The organism is Streptomyces sp. NPDC051041, assembly GCF_044456065.1.
Lineage (GTDB): Bacteria > Actinomycetota > Actinomycetes > Streptomycetales > Streptomycetaceae > Streptomyces > Streptomyces glaucus.
This window is the reverse complement of sequence record NZ_JBITFM010000019.1, coordinates 33,969-47,498: the sequence shown is the minus strand read 5'-3', so window position 1 is coordinate 47,498 and position 13,530 is coordinate 33,969. Positions and strand designations below refer to the sequence as shown.

The window sequence follows — 13,530 nt, the reverse complement described above, 5'->3', positions numbered from 1 at the left end:
GCGCAGGCGCCGGCGGGGGCCCCCCGCTCGGGGGGGGGGTGGGCGGGGTTTGTGGGGTCGCGGCGCGGCTGGTTTGGGGGGGCACCAGGGGGGGGGGGGGGGGGGGTGGGGGCCCCCCCCCCCCACCGAAAGGGGTGAACGGTCGTAACTTTCCCGTGCGGATCGCGTTGCGTCGCGCTAAGGTACGGCTCGGTCACGCACCGTCATGCCGCGGCCCACTGCCGTCGTGCCGCCCTGCGCCGTGCCGCGCCCCCGAGATCGAGCACGGGCACGGCGGCCAGGAGTTCCTCGGGGTGCCGCCCCCGTACCCGAGGCCCTTCCCCGGGGTGCACGTCCACACGGACGCGTCCTTGTCGGGGCATCCGGTGTCCGTGGCGGGGTCGGGCGCCTGACGGCACGACACGCCGGGAAACGTGAACGAACTCACGACGCCTGCCGAGGGGGCGCCGGTGTCGCCCGTCAGCTTCCGGGATAGGGCCAGGGGTTGGCCCTGCAGCGGATGCCGTCGTGGTCGAGGAACTTGGTCTGCTGCTGCATGACCGGGGCGAGGTCGCCGTCCTTGTCGCAGGTCACGTGGGAGTGGCCGAGGCGGTGGCCGACCTCGTGGTTGATCAGCATCTGCCGGTAGGCGTGGATCTCGTCGCCGTACGTCTCCGAACCCTGCGCCCACCGGTAGGCGTTGATCATCACGCGTTCGGTGGCGGCGGAGTCGCAGGACACGTTGTCCACGGTGGTGTCCAGACCGGACTTGGCGCACCACAGGGCGGTGGTGCCGGGACTGGCGAGCGTGATCACGAAGTCGGGCCGCCCGGAGTGGATGCGCTCGAAGGTCCGGGCTCCGTTGTGGGCCCAGCTGCGGTCGTCGTTGAGCGTCTTCTGCACGGCCTGCGCGAAGAGTTCGGCGTCGAGGCCGAGGCCCTGCTCCACGTCCACGCGGTAGGTGAACTTCTGCCCGCGGCCCGGCGCCTTGGCGATGCCGGGCACCGCGTCGAACTTCCCCGAGCCCTTGAGCGTGGCGCTCAGCGGGTACTTGGTGTCCATCTTCTGCTCGTACGTCGGCGTGCCGGAGGGCGCGGGCCGCTCGTCCGCGGGCGAGGCGGAGCCGCGGGCGTCGTGCGCCCGGCCGGTGGCCGACTGCGGCCGTACGTCGCCGTCGCCGCGCTCGTCGGCGACCTGGCCGGCCACGACGACGGCCAGCACCGTGGTGACGGCGGCGGCCGCGATGCCGGTGAGGGTCCGGCCCCTGCCGCCCCTGCCCGGCACGGGGCCGCCGACGGGCGGCGCGCCGCCGGGACCGCGCCCGGTGCCGGGACCGGTGTCCCGGCCGGCGACGGGGGCGGCGGGGGTTCCGGCCGTGCGGGGGCCGTGGGAGGCCGGAGGCGCGAAGACGCCGTCGTCCCCGTCGAAGGCGTCGAGGTACTCCTGCCGCGGTCCCTCCCACCGCTGCCGCGGTATGGGCAGACCGGCCCCGGCCGGTCCCCCGGGCGCCGCCGGTACGCCGTGCCCGGCGCCGGCACGGCTCCCCAGCTCGCCCCAGCCGCCTCCGGGCTCACGCTGCTCCGGGTGGCCACCGCGCACCCCGGGGGCGCCGTGGACGGGCACGGCGTCGGACGGCCGCGGCATCCCGCGCGCGGGCGTGTCGTCGAAGGCCTGCGGGACGCCGTACGCGGGCGTGCCGTCGGCCGGGTGCGGAACCCCCCGGGCGGGCGTGGCGCCGGGCATCGGCGGCACGCCGCCGCCCGGCCCGGGAACCGCGGTGCCCGGGATCCATCCCCGTCCGCCCGCCGGCTCCGGCCGGCCGTCTCTCCCGGTGCCGGTGTCCGCGGCGTTCCCCTTGGGGGCCGCTCCCCGTCGGCTGTGGCGTCCCATCTCGCGCCTCAGCCTCCCGTGCTCTCGCCGGCGCCGCCGTCACCGGCCACGTCCGCCCCGACGGCGCGCTCCCGCGCGCTTCCGGCCGGTCCGCCGGCTCCCTCGGCCGCTCCACGCGCGCTGCGCGCGTCCCGCCCGCCGCCGGCCGGCTGTCCCGTGTCCCGGAGGAGTTCGCGGAACGCGCCGGCCACCGTCTCCGGGTACTCCATCATCGCCACGTGCCCCGCCTCCGGCAGGGTCAGCAGCCGGGAGTTCCGGAAGGCGCGGGCCGCCTTCTGGGCCATGCGGAATCCGACGAGCTGGTCCCGGCCGCCGTAGATGAGCAGGGTCGGCGCGAGGACCCGTTCGGCCTGGCGCCACAGCCCGTGCTGGCCGCCCACCGTGTAGGCGTTGACGATCCCGCGCGCGGAGCGCGCCATCGCGTCCCAGAAGTACGGCAGTCGCATCCGCCGCTCCATCTCCTCCACGGCGTTGCGGAACCCTTCCGGGGTCACCCGTCCGGGGTCGCCGTAGCACAGCGCCATGACCCCGCGGACCCGCTGCTCGGCCGTCCACTCCTTGGTGAGCCGGGTGAAGAGCGAGGCCACTCCGGGCAGGGCCAGCAGCCCCGTCGGCACGGCGGTGCGCTGGACGCGGATCTCCGGAAGGGCGGGCGACACGAGCGTCAGCGTACGGACGAGGTCGGGCCGCGCCGCGGCGACGCGCGTCGCGACCGCGCCGCCGAGCGAGTTCCCGAACAGGTGCACGGGGCCGCGGCCCGCGGCGTCGAGGTAGCGGACGATCGCGCGCGCGTGCCCGGTGATCGAGTAGTCGCCGTCGTCCGGCGGCGGGGAGTCGCCGAAGCCGGGCAGGTCGACGGCCTCGCTGTCGACGGCGTCCGTCAGCAGCGGCATCAGCGCGGACCAGTTCTGCGAGGAGCCTCCGAGCCCGTGGACGTACAGGGCGGGCGGCAGTCCTTCGCGGGCCGGCGGCCTGGACCGCACCGTCAGGGTGACGCCCGGCAGTTGGACCGACCGGAGCCGCTCGCCCTCCGCGACCCTGACGGCGGCCACCCGGGGAAGGACGTTGGCGGGCGGCACGAAGGGCAGCTCGGTCGAAGACATGCGGCAATGTTACGAGACGATCACGCGGCGGTTCGCGTGTTCGCCGTCACAGCCCCCGTTGCCGCGGCCCGATCCGGGTATCCGCGGGTGGGGCCGCGGGTGTCGCGGGCGTTTTCGCGGGTACCGCCCCCCCCGGCACGGATCGGCGGCGGATCGCATAGCGTCGGGATCGGGTGTCTCCTAGGCTCGTACCGAGGGCACCCGCATGTGGCCCCTGCATCCGCCAGGGACGTTCGTAGGAAGGGAGCCCAGCATGGCCGTAGACCCCACCGACCCCGAGACCTTCGAGGACGACGCGACCCAGGACCAGGAGTTCGGCGTCGAGGCGCCCGAGGTCGACGCGGCCGAGCAGCACGCGGACATCGCGCCGGACCGCGACGACCCGCTGATCGGCGTGGACCCGGACCGCGCCAGCGAGGCCGACCTGGCGGAGCAGGCCCGGATCGTCTCCCTGGACGAGGACGACTACCGGTGACACACGGCGGCGGAGGACGTCCCCGGGCGGTGAAGGAGTTCACTTCTGCCCGGCCCGAGCCGGTTTGAAACCTTCTGTCCTCTTATCGTCACCGTCCGGTACGTGAAATCCTGCGCTCGCACCGCGCGCACCACGGTTACCGAAAAGTACGATGGCGGCGCGGCGCACACCGCACATGGACGACTTTGGGAGGCGGCGTGACAGCCATCGAGCAGACAGAGGCGGTACGCCCGCGGGGCACGCGCCTGCCGCGCCGTGCCCGACGGAACCAGCTGCTGGGCGCCGCGCAGGAGGTCTTCGTGGCGCAGGGCTACCACGCGGCCGCGATGGACGACATCGCCGAGCGCGCCGGCGTCAGCAAGCCGGTGCTCTACCAGCACTTCCCGGGCAAGCTCGACCTCTACCTCGCCCTGCTGGACCAGCACTGCGAGTCGCTCATCCAGGCCGTACGGAACGCGCTCGCGTCGACGACCGACAACAAGCAGCGGGTCCGGGCGACGATGGACGCGTACTTCGCGTACGTCGAGGACGACGGCGGCGCCTTCCGCCTGGTCTTCGAGTCCGACCTGACGAACGAGCCCGCCGTGCGCCAGCGCGTCGACAAGGTCACCAACGAGTGCGCGGAGGCGATCTGCGACGTCATCGCCGAGGACACCGGCCTGTCGCGCGCGGAGTCGATGCTGCTCGCCTCCGGCCTGGGCGGCCTCGCCCAGGTGGTGGCCCGCTCCTGGCTGCACAGCGATCGCAGCGTGCCGCGTGACCAGGCGGTCCAGCTGCTGACCTCGCTGGCGTGGCGGGGCATCGCGGGCTTCCCGCTGCACGGCACGGACCAGTACCAGGGAAGCGACCAGCAGCAGCGCTGAGGGGCGGCGCGCCGAGGACCCGCTCCCGCCGGCGCCTCCGGCGCTCGTTCCCGCCGGCTGTTCGCTACCGGCGTGCTCCGCCGGAGCGTGTCCGTCCCCTCACCGGGCTAATGTGTGCTGGGTACGGCGCGGTAGGTCGCGCACTTCACTGACCGTCGGAGGGACATAGCCGTGGAGGTCAAGATCGGCGTGCAGCACGCGCCCCGCGAGATCGTTCTGGAGAGCGGTCAGAGCGCCGAGGAGGTCGAGCGGGCCGTGGCCGAGGCACTGGCCGGGAAGTCGCAGCTGCTGACCCTCGTGGACGAGCACGGCCGCAAGGTCCTGGTCCCGGCGGACCGTCTCGCGTACGTCGAGATCGGTGAGCCGGCCCCGCGCAAGGTGGGCTTCGGCGCACTGTAGGCGCGCGGCGGGCGCACGGGGAAGGGCCCGGCGGGCTTCGGCCGCCGGGCCCTTCCCCGTGTCGTGGAGCCCGCGAGCGGATTCCGGGGGCGGAGTGCGGACGGGCTCCACGGATGGAGCACAGGTCGTCCACGCGGGAGGATTGTCCTCCACGGGCCGGGGGTAGGACGGGCTACGACCGTAACGGGCAGGCCGGCCGTGTGGGAGGGACCCCGACATGCTCCTGGAAGCGCTCAGCTCCGCGATCCTCGGCCTCGCTCTGGCCTGGGCGGCCGCCCACCGCCTGCCGCACCGCCTCCCGGCCCGCGCCCTGGTCCTGCCGACGGGCGTGGCCGGAGGGCTCTTCGGCGCCTTCGTCACGCACAGCGCGCTGGAGGCGGGCGGCCTCCCGCTGATCCTCGTCGGCGCGGCGGTCGTCTCCGCGGCCTCGCTGTCGCTGCTGCTGCGCCCCTCGGGAGGGCTGCGGCGCCGCTCGGCGACCGCCTGATCCGGCCACCGGTGGCGGCGCCCGCCCCGGGCCGCCGGCGACCGGCGTCAGGCCGCCAGACCCAGCGCCGCCATCCGCTTGGTGTGCGCCTCGGTGATCCGGGAGAACATCCGGCCGACCTCGGCGAGGTCGAACCCGTCCGCGACCCCGCCCACCAGCATCGTCGACAGCGCGTCCCGCTCGGCGACCACCCGCTGGGACTGCGACAGCGCCTCGCCCATCAGCCGCCGCGCCCACAGCGCGAGCCGCCCGCCCACCCGCGGGTCGGCGTCGATCGCCGCGCGCACCTTCTCCACCGCGAAGTCGGCGTGCCCGGTGTCGTCCAGCACGGCGAGGACCAGCTCACGGGTGTCGGAGTCGAGCCGCGCGGCCACCTCGCGGTAGAAGTCGCTGGCGATGGAGTCGCCGACGTACGCCTTGACGAGCCCCTCCAGCCAGTCCGAGGGCGCCGTCTGCTTGTGGAAACCGTCGTAGGCCGCCACGAACGGCTCCATCGCCGCCGTGGGCTCCTCGCCGATCCCGGCGAGCCGGTCGCTCAGCCGCTCGAAGTGGTGGAACTCGGCCGACGCCATCTTCGCCAGCTCCGCCTTGTCCGCCAGCGTCGGCGCCAGCTTGGCGTCCTCGGCGAGCCGCTCGAACGCCGCCAGCTCCCCGTAGGCGAGCGCGCCGAGCAGGTCGACGACCGCGGCGCGGTACTGCGGGTCGGCGGAGGCCGCCGCCCAGTCCCGGGCGGCGACGCCGCGTTCGGCCGGCGCTTCGGAGGCGTTGCCAGGCTTGTCAGGCTTGTCAGAGCTCGTCATGCAGCGCACAATAGCCCGCCGGTCGCGCGGCGGAAGCCCCGGCCGATCGGTGTGACGACGCCTACGTGACCAAATCGGCCATGGCATGTGCGCGAATCCGGGGTATGGTGGTAATGCGCCTGCTGAGTACTCCGACGTATTCGACAGGCCACACGTATGAGGATGCCCGGTCGGTGGCCCGATCGGCTCCGACCCGACAGCCCTCCCTGACCGTACGGCAGTGCGCGTACGACGATCGGAGGGAACCCTCAGCGGTACGAGCGCTAGAGCGTCGGCAGTGGTCCCGTGCCACACGGCCCGCCCGCGTGGGCGGCCGACGTCCCCGGCACGGTCACACGACACGACCCCCGCGCTCGCCTCGCACCGCGCACACAGAAGAGGCAGCACCCTGACTACGACGTTTCGAGAACTCGGGATTCTCCCCGAGACGGCCGAGGCCCTGGAAGCCGTCGGCATCACCACCCCCTTCCCCATCCAGGAGATGACGCTGCCCGTGGCCCTCTCGGGCACGGACATCATCGGCCAGGCCAAGACCGGCACCGGCAAGACGCTGGGCTTCGGCCTCCCGCTCCTGGAGCGCGTCACCGTCCCCGCCGACGTGGAGGCCGGACGCGCGCGGCCCGAGGACCTCACCGACGCCCCGCAGGCGCTGGTCGTCGTCCCCACGCGCGAGCTGTGCGTCCAGGTCACCAACGACCTGCTGACCGCCGGCAAGGTGCGCAACGTGCGCGTCGTCGCGATCTACGGCGGCCGGGCCTACGAGCCCCAGGTCGAGGCCCTGAAGAAGGGCGTCGACGTGGTCGTCGGCACCCCGGGCCGGCTGCTCGACCTGGCCGGGCAGCGGAAGCTGGACCTGAAGCACGTCAAGTGCCTGGTCCTCGACGAGGCCGACGAGATGCTCGACCTGGGCTTCCTGCCCGACGTCGAGAAGATCATCGACATGCTGCCGGCCAAGCGCCAGACCATGCTGTTCTCGGCCACCATGCCGGGCGCGGTCATCGGCCTGGCCCGCCGCTACATGTCGCAGCCCACGCACATCCGCGCCACCGCGCCGGACGACGAGGGCGCGACGGTCGCGAACATCAAGCAGTTCGTCTACCGCGCGCACTCCCTGGACAAGCCGGAGATGGTCGCCCGCATCCTGCAGGCCGAGGGCCGCGGGCTGGCGATGATCTTCTGCCGCACCAAGCGGACGGCCGCCGACATCGCCGAGCAGCTCCAGCGCCGCGGCTTCGCCTCCGGCGCGGTCCACGGCGACCTCGGCCAGGGGGCGCGCGAGCAGGCGCTGCGCGCCTTCCGCAACGGCAAGGTGGACGTGCTCGTCTGCACCGACGTCGCCGCCCGCGGCATCGACGTCGAGGGTGTGACGCACGTCATCAACTACCAGTCGCCGGAGGACGAGAAGACGTACCTGCACCGCGTCGGCCGCACGGGCCGCGCGGGCGCGAAGGGTACGGCGATCACGTTGGTCGACTGGGACGACGTCCCGCGCTGGCAGCTCATCAACAAGGCGCTGGACCTGGACTTCAACGACCCGCCGGAGACGTACTCCACGTCCCCGCACCTCTTCTCCGACCTCGGTATCCCCGAGGGCACGAAGGGCGTCCTGCCGCGCTCGGAGCGCACGCGCGCCGGGCTGGCGGCGGAGGAGCTGGAGGACCTGGGCGAGCCGGGCGGACGCCGCGGACGCGGCCGGGACGAGTCCCGCACCGCCGACCCCGAGCGCCCGGCCCGCACCCCGCGCCGCCGCCGGCGTACGCGCAGCGGGGCGCCGCTGGACGCGCCGCCCTCCGGGGCGCGCGAACCGCAGGCCGAGACGTCCGGCGAGGCGGCCGGAGAGGCCGTGACCGGGGACGGCGGGACGGCCCGCGCCCCGCGCCGCCGTCGCCGTATGCGCGGCGGGGTGCCGGCGGAGCAGCCGCAGACGGCGGCACCGGCCGGGACCCCGGCGCCGGAGGCCGCGGAGACCGCGGTGGCGACGGCGGAGGGCGCGATCGCGCAGACGGCCGTGGGTACGGACACGGAAGCGGCCACGGCCGACGAGGCCGCCGTGGGCACGGCTGCCGAGGCGCCCGCCGCGGAGGCCCCGGCCAAGCCGCGCCGCCGCCGCACCCGCAGGACCGCGGAGACCCCGGCCGCCGAGGCCCCCGTCTCCGACGCCGAGGTCCCCGGGAGCGCCCCGGCCGCCGAGGCGCCCGCCGCCCAGCCGCGCCGCCGCACCCGCAAGACCGCGGCCGCCGCGGAAACGGCGGTGGACACGGCCGAGGGGACGACGGAACCCGCCCCGGAGACGACGGAGACCAAGCCCCGCCGCCCCCGCAAGAGCGCCGCCGCGGCGGCGGAAGCCGCCGACACGGCCGAGGCCGCCGAGGCCAAGCCCCGCCGCCGCACCCGCAAGACCGCCGAGCCCGCCACCACCGCGGAGATTCCGGCGCAGGCCACGCAGGAGCCGGAGAGCAAGCCGCGCCGGACCCGCAAGACCGCGGCTTCGGCCGAGGCCGCGGACGACGCGGCCGGGGCCAAGCCCCGGGCGCGCCGGACCCGCAAGGTCGCGGCCGCCGCGGAGCCCACGGAGGGCTGATTTCCCCCGACGGCCCGGTCCCACCCCCGTGGGACCGGGCCGTCGGCGTATCCGCAGGGGCCACGTCCACGGGCCACCGGCCGTCCCGTACGCCACTCGTCGGCTCTCTCGTCCCACCCGCTACCCTCACTCCGTGACCTGGCACGCCACCTTCACCCCGCCTCCCGGAGCCCGCGCCTACCGTCTGCGCACCGGCCGCGGCGAGTTCGCCGTCGTCGACTCGGCCGTGGCCGCGGGTGTGGAGGCGAAGGGCGTCGCGCTGCTGCTGCCGGGGTTCACCGGGAGCAAGGAGGACTTCACCCTGCTGCACGAGCCGCTCGCGGCGCGCGGGTACCGGGTCGTCGCGGTGGACGGGCGGGGGCAGTTCGAGTCGGACGGGCCCGAGGACGACGAGTCGGCGTACGCCCAGCCGGAGCTGGCGCGGGACGTGCTCGCGCAGGCCGAGGCGCTCGGCACGCCCGTGCACCTCGTCGGTCACTCGCTCGGCGGGCAGATCGCCCGGGCGGCCGTGCTCCTGGACCACTCCCCCTTCGTCTCGCTGACCCTCATGGCGTCGGGCCCGGCCCAGATCTCCGTCTCCCAGCAGCAGCGGGTGAAGCTGCTGCGGGACGCGCTCGCCGTGATGACCATGGCCCAGGTGTGGACGGCCATCCAGGTGATGGGCCCGCCGGAGGAGGTCGGCGGCCCCGCCCGCGGCCCCGGCGACCAGGACCAGCTGCGCCGCCGCTGGCTGGGCACCAAGCCCGCCCAGCTCCTCGCCACCGGCCGTCAGCTGTGCACCGAGCCGGACCGCGTCGCCGAGCTCGCCGCCGTACCGCTGCCGTTCCACGTCCTGTCGGGGGTCCGGGACGACACCTGGCCGGTGCCCCTCCTCGACGACATGGCCGTACGGCTGGGCGCGCACCGGACCCTCGTCGACGGCGCCGAGCACTCGCCGAACGTCGACCAGCCGCTGCCGACCGCCCGCGCCCTGGCCGACTTCTGGGACGCCGCGGGCCGACCGGGCGGCTGAGGCCCCGCCGGCGGATCCGCAGGCCGCCGGGAAGCGCCCTAGTACTGGGTCTGCAGGTGGTCCCAGAAGCCGTCCCGCAGCGCCCGGCGCAGGTCGGCCTGGCCGCGCAGGGAGTACTGCAGCAGCCCCTCGGCCTCCACCAGCAGGTCCTGGTCGACCGAGCCGGGCAGGTAGGGGTGGCCCGGCAGCAGTTCCACGAGGGCTTCCCGGCCCCGTTCCACCAGCCATTTCGCGGCGACCTGCGCGCCCACGAACCGGACGTCCTCACGCGTGGGCCGGGCCGTCCCCGTCGCCTCGTACGCGGGGGTCGTGCGCCGGGCGACGTACGGCTTGAAGAAGTCGAGGTCGAAGGTGCGCTGGCTGTCCACCTCCCACAGCAGGGGCTCCGCCTGGTTGCGGCCCTCGGGCGCCTCGATGCCCCACAGATGGACGCGCGCGCCGTAGCCCTGGGCCGCCTCCACCGCGGAGACCAGGTCCTCGTCGCCGCCGAGCAGGGCCGCGTCGCTGATGGCGCGGTGTCTGGCCAGTGACTCCAGGTCGGTGCGGATCAGGGAGTCGACGCCCTTCTGCTGGTTGTTGGCGTTGAGGTTGCCCAGCCGCACCTTCACGTCCGGCAGCTCGGCGATGGACTGCTGCTCGGCCGTGTGGATGCGGCGCCGGGCGCCGTCGTACCAGTAGACCCGCAGCAGCCGGCTGTCCGCGAAGATCGTGCGGGCCTTGTCGATGAGCGCGTCGATCAGGCCTTCGGCGTCCAGGTCGAAGGCGCGGCGGTCCTCGGTCCCGGCGACCAGTCGTCCCGCGGCCGCGTACAGATATCCGGCGTCGACGAAGATCGCGTGGGTCGAGGGCGTCTTCGCCACTTCGGCGAGCATGCGCTGCAGCAGCTCGTTGGTGCGGTCGAGGCGGGCGTTCAGGGCCGCGAGGTTGTCGTTCATCACCTCTATTGTCCCGGCGGTCACGCTGCGAACACAACTGGTACCGGTCCGTCCCGTGACCGGACATCCTCGATCACTTACCGGTCAGTAATTAGACGTTCGAAAATTTTCTTTAGCGTAGGGAATGTTTGTAACACACAGCCCGTTGACTACAGACGGAACACGGGGCACCGCGCACCGTGCGCCAGCCATCCAGTAGTTCTCCTCAGGAGGATGACCAGACGAAGGGAGAAGCGAATGCGCTTCGAAATCATGCGCCTCGACGACGTCGACGGCACGCCCGTGGACACCACTGTCGTGGACGCCGCCTCCGTCAGCCACATCGTGCAGCAGGCCGCCGCCATCGGCCAGCGGCTGTGGATCCGCCCGGCCGACACGCCGGCCTCGTAACCCGCGGAGCCCCCGCACACGCTTTCGGAGCCCCCGCCCGGCATCGACGCCGGGCGGGGGCTCCGCTCGTTCCGCCCCCCGTCGGCCCGGCGCTCAGCCTCCCCTGATCACCTGCGTCACCCCGTTGATGATCTGCTGGACGGCGATCGCGGAGAGCATCATGCCCGCGAGCCGGGTCACCAGGACCACGCCGCCGTCCTTGATGACCCGGATGATCAGCAGCGAGTACCGCATCACCAGCCACAGCACGACGTGGATGGCGAGGATCGCCGACCACACCGACAGCTGCGCGGCGGCGCTGTCGGCCTTCTGCACGGCGAGGATGACCGACACGATCGCACCCGGCCCGGCCAGCAGCGGCATGCCCAGCGGCACGAGCGCGACGTTGACGTCCTTGGTCTGCTTCGGCTCGTCGGTCTTGCCGGTGAGCAGGTCGAGCGCGATCAGCAGGAGCAGCAGCCCACCCGCGATCATCAGCGCGGGCACGGACACGTGCAGGTAGTCGAGGATCCGGTGCCCGAGCAGTCCGAAGACGGCGATCACGCCGCCGGCCACGCAGACGGCCTGGAAGGCCATCCGCCGCTGCGCCCGGCCGGGGCGTCCGGCGGTCAGCGCGAGGAAGATCGGGGTGACCCCGGGGGGGTCCATGATGACGAAGAGGGTGAGGAAGAGGGAGCCGAAGACGGCGGGGTCGAACATGGTGAACCTTGCAGGAGGGCGCCGCCGGCCGCCGTGGGCGGTCGTCGCGCGGGGCGGGGCCCGCGACGCCGGGTACGTGGGACAGGACGGGGACGAGGGCCTCAGGCCCCGCCGGTCCCCGGCACGGGGAACGCCCCGGTCGCCCGCCGCGTGATCTCCCCGTACACCTCGGGGTCCGTCGTGTACTCGCCGAGCACGCAGGTCTTGCGGCTGCCGTGGTAATCACTGGATCCGGTCACCAGGAGCCCCAGCTCCCGGGCGAGCCCGCGCAGCCGGTCCCGGGTCCGGGCGTCGTGGTCCATGTGGTCGACCTCGATGCCGTCGAGCCCGGCGGCGGCCATGTCCGCGATCACCGGCTCCGGCACCGTACGGCCCCGCTTGGCGGCGGCCGGATGCGCGAACACTGCCACCCCGCCCGCGCCCTTGATCAGCCGGATCGCCTCGAAGGGGTCGGTCTCGTGCTTCTCCACGAAGGCCCGCCCGCCGTCGGCCAGCCAGTCCTGCGTGAACGCGTCGCCGACGGTCGGCACGACGCCCAGCTCGACGAGCGCGGAGGCGATGTGCGGCCGCCCGACGGAGCCGTCCCCGGCGATCCGGGCGACCTGCTCCCAGGTGACCGGCACACCCAGCTCGTTGAGCTTGGCGACCATGCTCTTGGCCCGCGGCACCCGGTCGTCGCGCACCAGCTCCCGCTCGGCGAGCAGCGCCGGCTCCTCGGGGTCGAAGAGGTAGGCCAGCATGTGCATGCTGACGCCGTCGACACGGCAGGACAGCTCGGCGCCGGTGACCAGCGTGAGCCCCGCGGGCAGCGCGGCGACGGCCTCGGCGTGTCCGCGCGTGGTGTCGTGGTCGGTCAGCGCGACGACGTCCAGACCGGCCGCGGCGGCCTTGAGCACCAGCTCGGCCGGGGTGTCCGTGCCGTCGGAGGCGGCGGAGTGGGTGTGCAGGTCGATGCGCACGACGCGGACTCCTGGCGGTGACGGAACGGACGACGAGGCTCAAGGATAACCGTATTTTCGCCACCCTCTGTCACACCCACAGCCGCACTGCACCCCCTACACACCCCGCCGGGGACCCGGGGCCGCGCCGCACCACCCACCCGTCGGCTCCGGCTCCGGCTCCGGCGGAGCGCTACGGTTCGAGCAGTCGCGGCGACAGCGCCCCGCACGGGACCAGTTCCACCTCGGCCCCGGCGTCCCGCAGGTCGGCCAGCACCAGCTCGTCGTACATGAGCAGCCCCGACTGCTCGGGCCAGACCACGGCCCACAGCCACATGCCGAGCGCCTCGCCCGCGAAGACGGCGCGGTCGTCGGGGGTGCCGGCGACGAGCCAGAGCGGGGTGGGGCGGCCCGCGGCCAGGACCTTGGCCTGGGGCGGCTTCTCGACGTCCAGGTACGGCCCCGGGTCCGGGGCGTCCAGGCCCGCGTACCGGGCGCCGAGACCGACGCCGAGCTCCTCGGCGACCAGGATCAGCTCCCCCATGCCGCCGAGCGGCCCGGGTCCCGAGCAGGCCACGGCGGTGGCGCGGCCGCCGCTGCGGTCGTCGCCCGCGCAGGCCGCACCGGTGAACAGCCAGCCGACCGGCAGCGGCCACGGCATCCACACCGGCACCTGCGCGCGCCCCACCACGACGCCGAGGGCCTCGACGCTGGGCGGGACCACGGGCTGCACCGGGTACACGGCGCCGTGCACATCGCACTGCCAGGAATCGGCGAAGAGACCGGGAGCCCTGACCCGGCCACCACACTTCGGGCAACTGGGTTCGCCCTTCATAGGGCCCCACGGTCCTACCCCCGCCCCGCCACGTCAAGGACGATCACCCGTCCGGGCGGAGGCCGGAACGGCGAAAATTAGATGCAACTTGCACTAATTAGCAATCCTAAATTACTATGTGCATATACCAACCATCCTGTCGTC

The 13,530-nt window shown here is 74.0% G+C and carries 14 protein-coding genes; 7 read left to right on the top strand and 7 right to left on the bottom strand.

The annotated features are described in order from the left end of the window. Nucleotides 1–459 precede the first annotated feature (459 nt). Together ACIBAI_RS24465 and ACIBAI_RS24460 are read right to left on the bottom strand one after the other, a co-directional pair. Entirely contained in the window at nt 460–1,869 is a 1,410-nt protein-coding gene (locus ACIBAI_RS24465) for a DUF3152 domain-containing protein (protein WP_399037402.1), read from the bottom strand. Between the two features lie 8 nt (nt 1,870–1,877). Continuing rightward, a complete protein-coding gene (locus tag ACIBAI_RS24460) occupies nt 1,878–2,972 on the bottom strand; it encodes an alpha/beta fold hydrolase (protein WP_399037400.1) in 1,095 nt (364 codons plus the stop codon). A 253-nt stretch (nt 2,973–3,225) separates the two neighbouring features. On the opposite strand from ACIBAI_RS24460, the gene ACIBAI_RS24455 reads away from it, so the two are divergent. The 4 genes from ACIBAI_RS24455 to ACIBAI_RS24440 all read left to right on the top strand — a co-directional run bounded on the left by ACIBAI_RS24455 (nt 3,226) and on the right by ACIBAI_RS24440 (nt 5,196). Further along, the gene (locus ACIBAI_RS24455; protein WP_399037398.1) at nt 3,226–3,447 is read left to right on the top strand and encodes a hypothetical protein; all 222 of its coding nucleotides are present in this window, start codon (nt 3,226–3,228) and stop codon (nt 3,445–3,447) included. 197 nt (nt 3,448–3,644) lie between these two features. After that, nucleotides 3,645–4,310 (top strand): TetR/AcrR family transcriptional regulator, encoded by a 666-nt coding sequence (locus tag ACIBAI_RS24450; RefSeq protein ID WP_344602928.1) that lies wholly within the window; start codon nt 3,645–3,647, stop codon nt 4,308–4,310. Nucleotides 4,311–4,481: 171 nt separating this feature from the next. After that, nucleotides 4,482–4,709, top strand: coding sequence for a DUF3107 domain-containing protein (locus ACIBAI_RS24445; protein WP_344602930.1), 228 nt, complete (start codon nt 4,482–4,484; stop codon nt 4,707–4,709). Between the two features lie 217 nt (nt 4,710–4,926). After that, nucleotides 4,927–5,196: a hypothetical protein gene (locus ACIBAI_RS24440; protein ID WP_399037396.1), complete on the top strand. Its 270-nt coding sequence runs from the start codon at nt 4,927–4,929 to the stop codon at nt 5,194–5,196. A gap of 47 nt (nt 5,197–5,243) precedes the next feature. Here the strand turns inward: ACIBAI_RS24440 and ACIBAI_RS24435 are convergent, their stop codons facing one another. Next, on the bottom strand, nt 5,244–5,996 hold the full coding sequence (locus tag ACIBAI_RS24435; RefSeq protein ID WP_399037394.1) for a ferritin-like domain-containing protein: 753 nt from the start codon (nt 5,994–5,996) through the stop codon (nt 5,244–5,246). 481 nt (nt 5,997–6,477) lie between these two features. On the opposite strand from ACIBAI_RS24435, the gene ACIBAI_RS24430 reads away from it, so the two are divergent. Together ACIBAI_RS24430 and ACIBAI_RS24425 are read left to right on the top strand one after the other, a co-directional pair. Continuing rightward, nucleotides 6,478–8,577, top strand: a complete 2,100-nt coding sequence (locus ACIBAI_RS24430) for a DEAD/DEAH box helicase (RefSeq protein ID WP_399037392.1) — start codon at nt 6,478–6,480, stop codon at nt 8,575–8,577. Between the two features lie 133 nt (nt 8,578–8,710). Then, on the top strand, nt 8,711–9,589 hold the full coding sequence (locus ACIBAI_RS24425) for an alpha/beta fold hydrolase (RefSeq protein ID WP_399037390.1): 879 nt from the start codon (nt 8,711–8,713) through the stop codon (nt 9,587–9,589). A 38-nt stretch (nt 9,590–9,627) separates the two neighbouring features. Here the strand turns inward: ACIBAI_RS24425 and ACIBAI_RS24420 are convergent, their stop codons facing one another. Then, nucleotides 9,628–10,524, bottom strand: coding sequence for an NYN domain-containing protein (locus tag ACIBAI_RS24420; protein ID WP_399037388.1), 897 nt, complete (start codon nt 10,522–10,524; stop codon nt 9,628–9,630). Between the two features lie 237 nt (nt 10,525–10,761). Between ACIBAI_RS24420 and ACIBAI_RS24415 the strand changes: the two genes are divergently transcribed. Further along, nucleotides 10,762–10,914: a hypothetical protein gene (locus ACIBAI_RS24415; protein ID WP_344602942.1), complete on the top strand. Its 153-nt coding sequence runs from the start codon at nt 10,762–10,764 to the stop codon at nt 10,912–10,914. Nucleotides 10,915–11,007: 93 nt separating this feature from the next. On the opposite strand, the gene ACIBAI_RS24410 is transcribed toward ACIBAI_RS24415, so the two are convergent. From ACIBAI_RS24410 to ACIBAI_RS24400, 3 genes are all read right to left on the bottom strand, one after another. Continuing rightward, nucleotides 11,008–11,613 (bottom strand): MarC family protein, encoded by a 606-nt coding sequence (locus tag ACIBAI_RS24410; protein ID WP_344602944.1) that lies wholly within the window; start codon nt 11,611–11,613, stop codon nt 11,008–11,010. 101 nt (nt 11,614–11,714) lie between these two features. Then, on the bottom strand, nt 11,715–12,572 hold the full coding sequence (locus ACIBAI_RS24405; RefSeq protein WP_399037385.1) for a PHP domain-containing protein: 858 nt from the start codon (nt 12,570–12,572) through the stop codon (nt 11,715–11,717). Between the two features lie 172 nt (nt 12,573–12,744). Beyond that, nucleotides 12,745–13,386: a DUF6758 family protein gene (locus ACIBAI_RS24400; RefSeq protein WP_399037384.1), complete on the bottom strand. Its 642-nt coding sequence runs from the start codon at nt 13,384–13,386 to the stop codon at nt 12,745–12,747. Between the last annotated feature and the right edge of the window lie 144 nt (nt 13,387–13,530).

Excerpts from the sequence above, each read along its gene's own strand:
- ACIBAI_RS24465 (WP_399037402.1), bottom strand. The coding sequence starts at position 1,869 with ATGGGACGCCACAGCCGACGGGGAGCGGCCCCCAAGGGGAACGCCGCG.
- ACIBAI_RS24460 (WP_399037400.1), bottom strand. The coding sequence starts at position 2,972 with ATGTCTTCGACCGAGCTGCCCTTCGTGCCGCCCGCCAACGTCCTTCCC.
- ACIBAI_RS24455 (WP_399037398.1), top strand. The coding sequence starts at position 3,226 with ATGGCCGTAGACCCCACCGACCCCGAGACCTTCGAGGACGACGCGACC.
- ACIBAI_RS24440 (WP_399037396.1), top strand. The coding sequence starts at position 4,927 with ATGCTCCTGGAAGCGCTCAGCTCCGCGATCCTCGGCCTCGCTCTGGCC.
- ACIBAI_RS24435 (WP_399037394.1), bottom strand. The coding sequence starts at position 5,996 with ATGACGAGCTCTGACAAGCCTGACAAGCCTGGCAACGCCTCCGAAGCG.
- ACIBAI_RS24430 (WP_399037392.1), top strand. The coding sequence starts at position 6,478 with ATGACGCTGCCCGTGGCCCTCTCGGGCACGGACATCATCGGCCAGGCC.
- ACIBAI_RS24420 (WP_399037388.1), bottom strand. The coding sequence starts at position 10,524 with ATGAACGACAACCTCGCGGCCCTGAACGCCCGCCTCGACCGCACCAAC.
- ACIBAI_RS24415 (WP_344602942.1), top strand. The coding sequence starts at position 10,762 with ATGCGCTTCGAAATCATGCGCCTCGACGACGTCGACGGCACGCCCGTG.
- ACIBAI_RS24410 (WP_344602944.1), bottom strand. The coding sequence starts at position 11,613 with ATGTTCGACCCCGCCGTCTTCGGCTCCCTCTTCCTCACCCTCTTCGTC.
- ACIBAI_RS24400 (WP_399037384.1), bottom strand. The coding sequence starts at position 13,386 with ATGAAGGGCGAACCCAGTTGCCCGAAGTGTGGTGGCCGGGTCAGGGCT.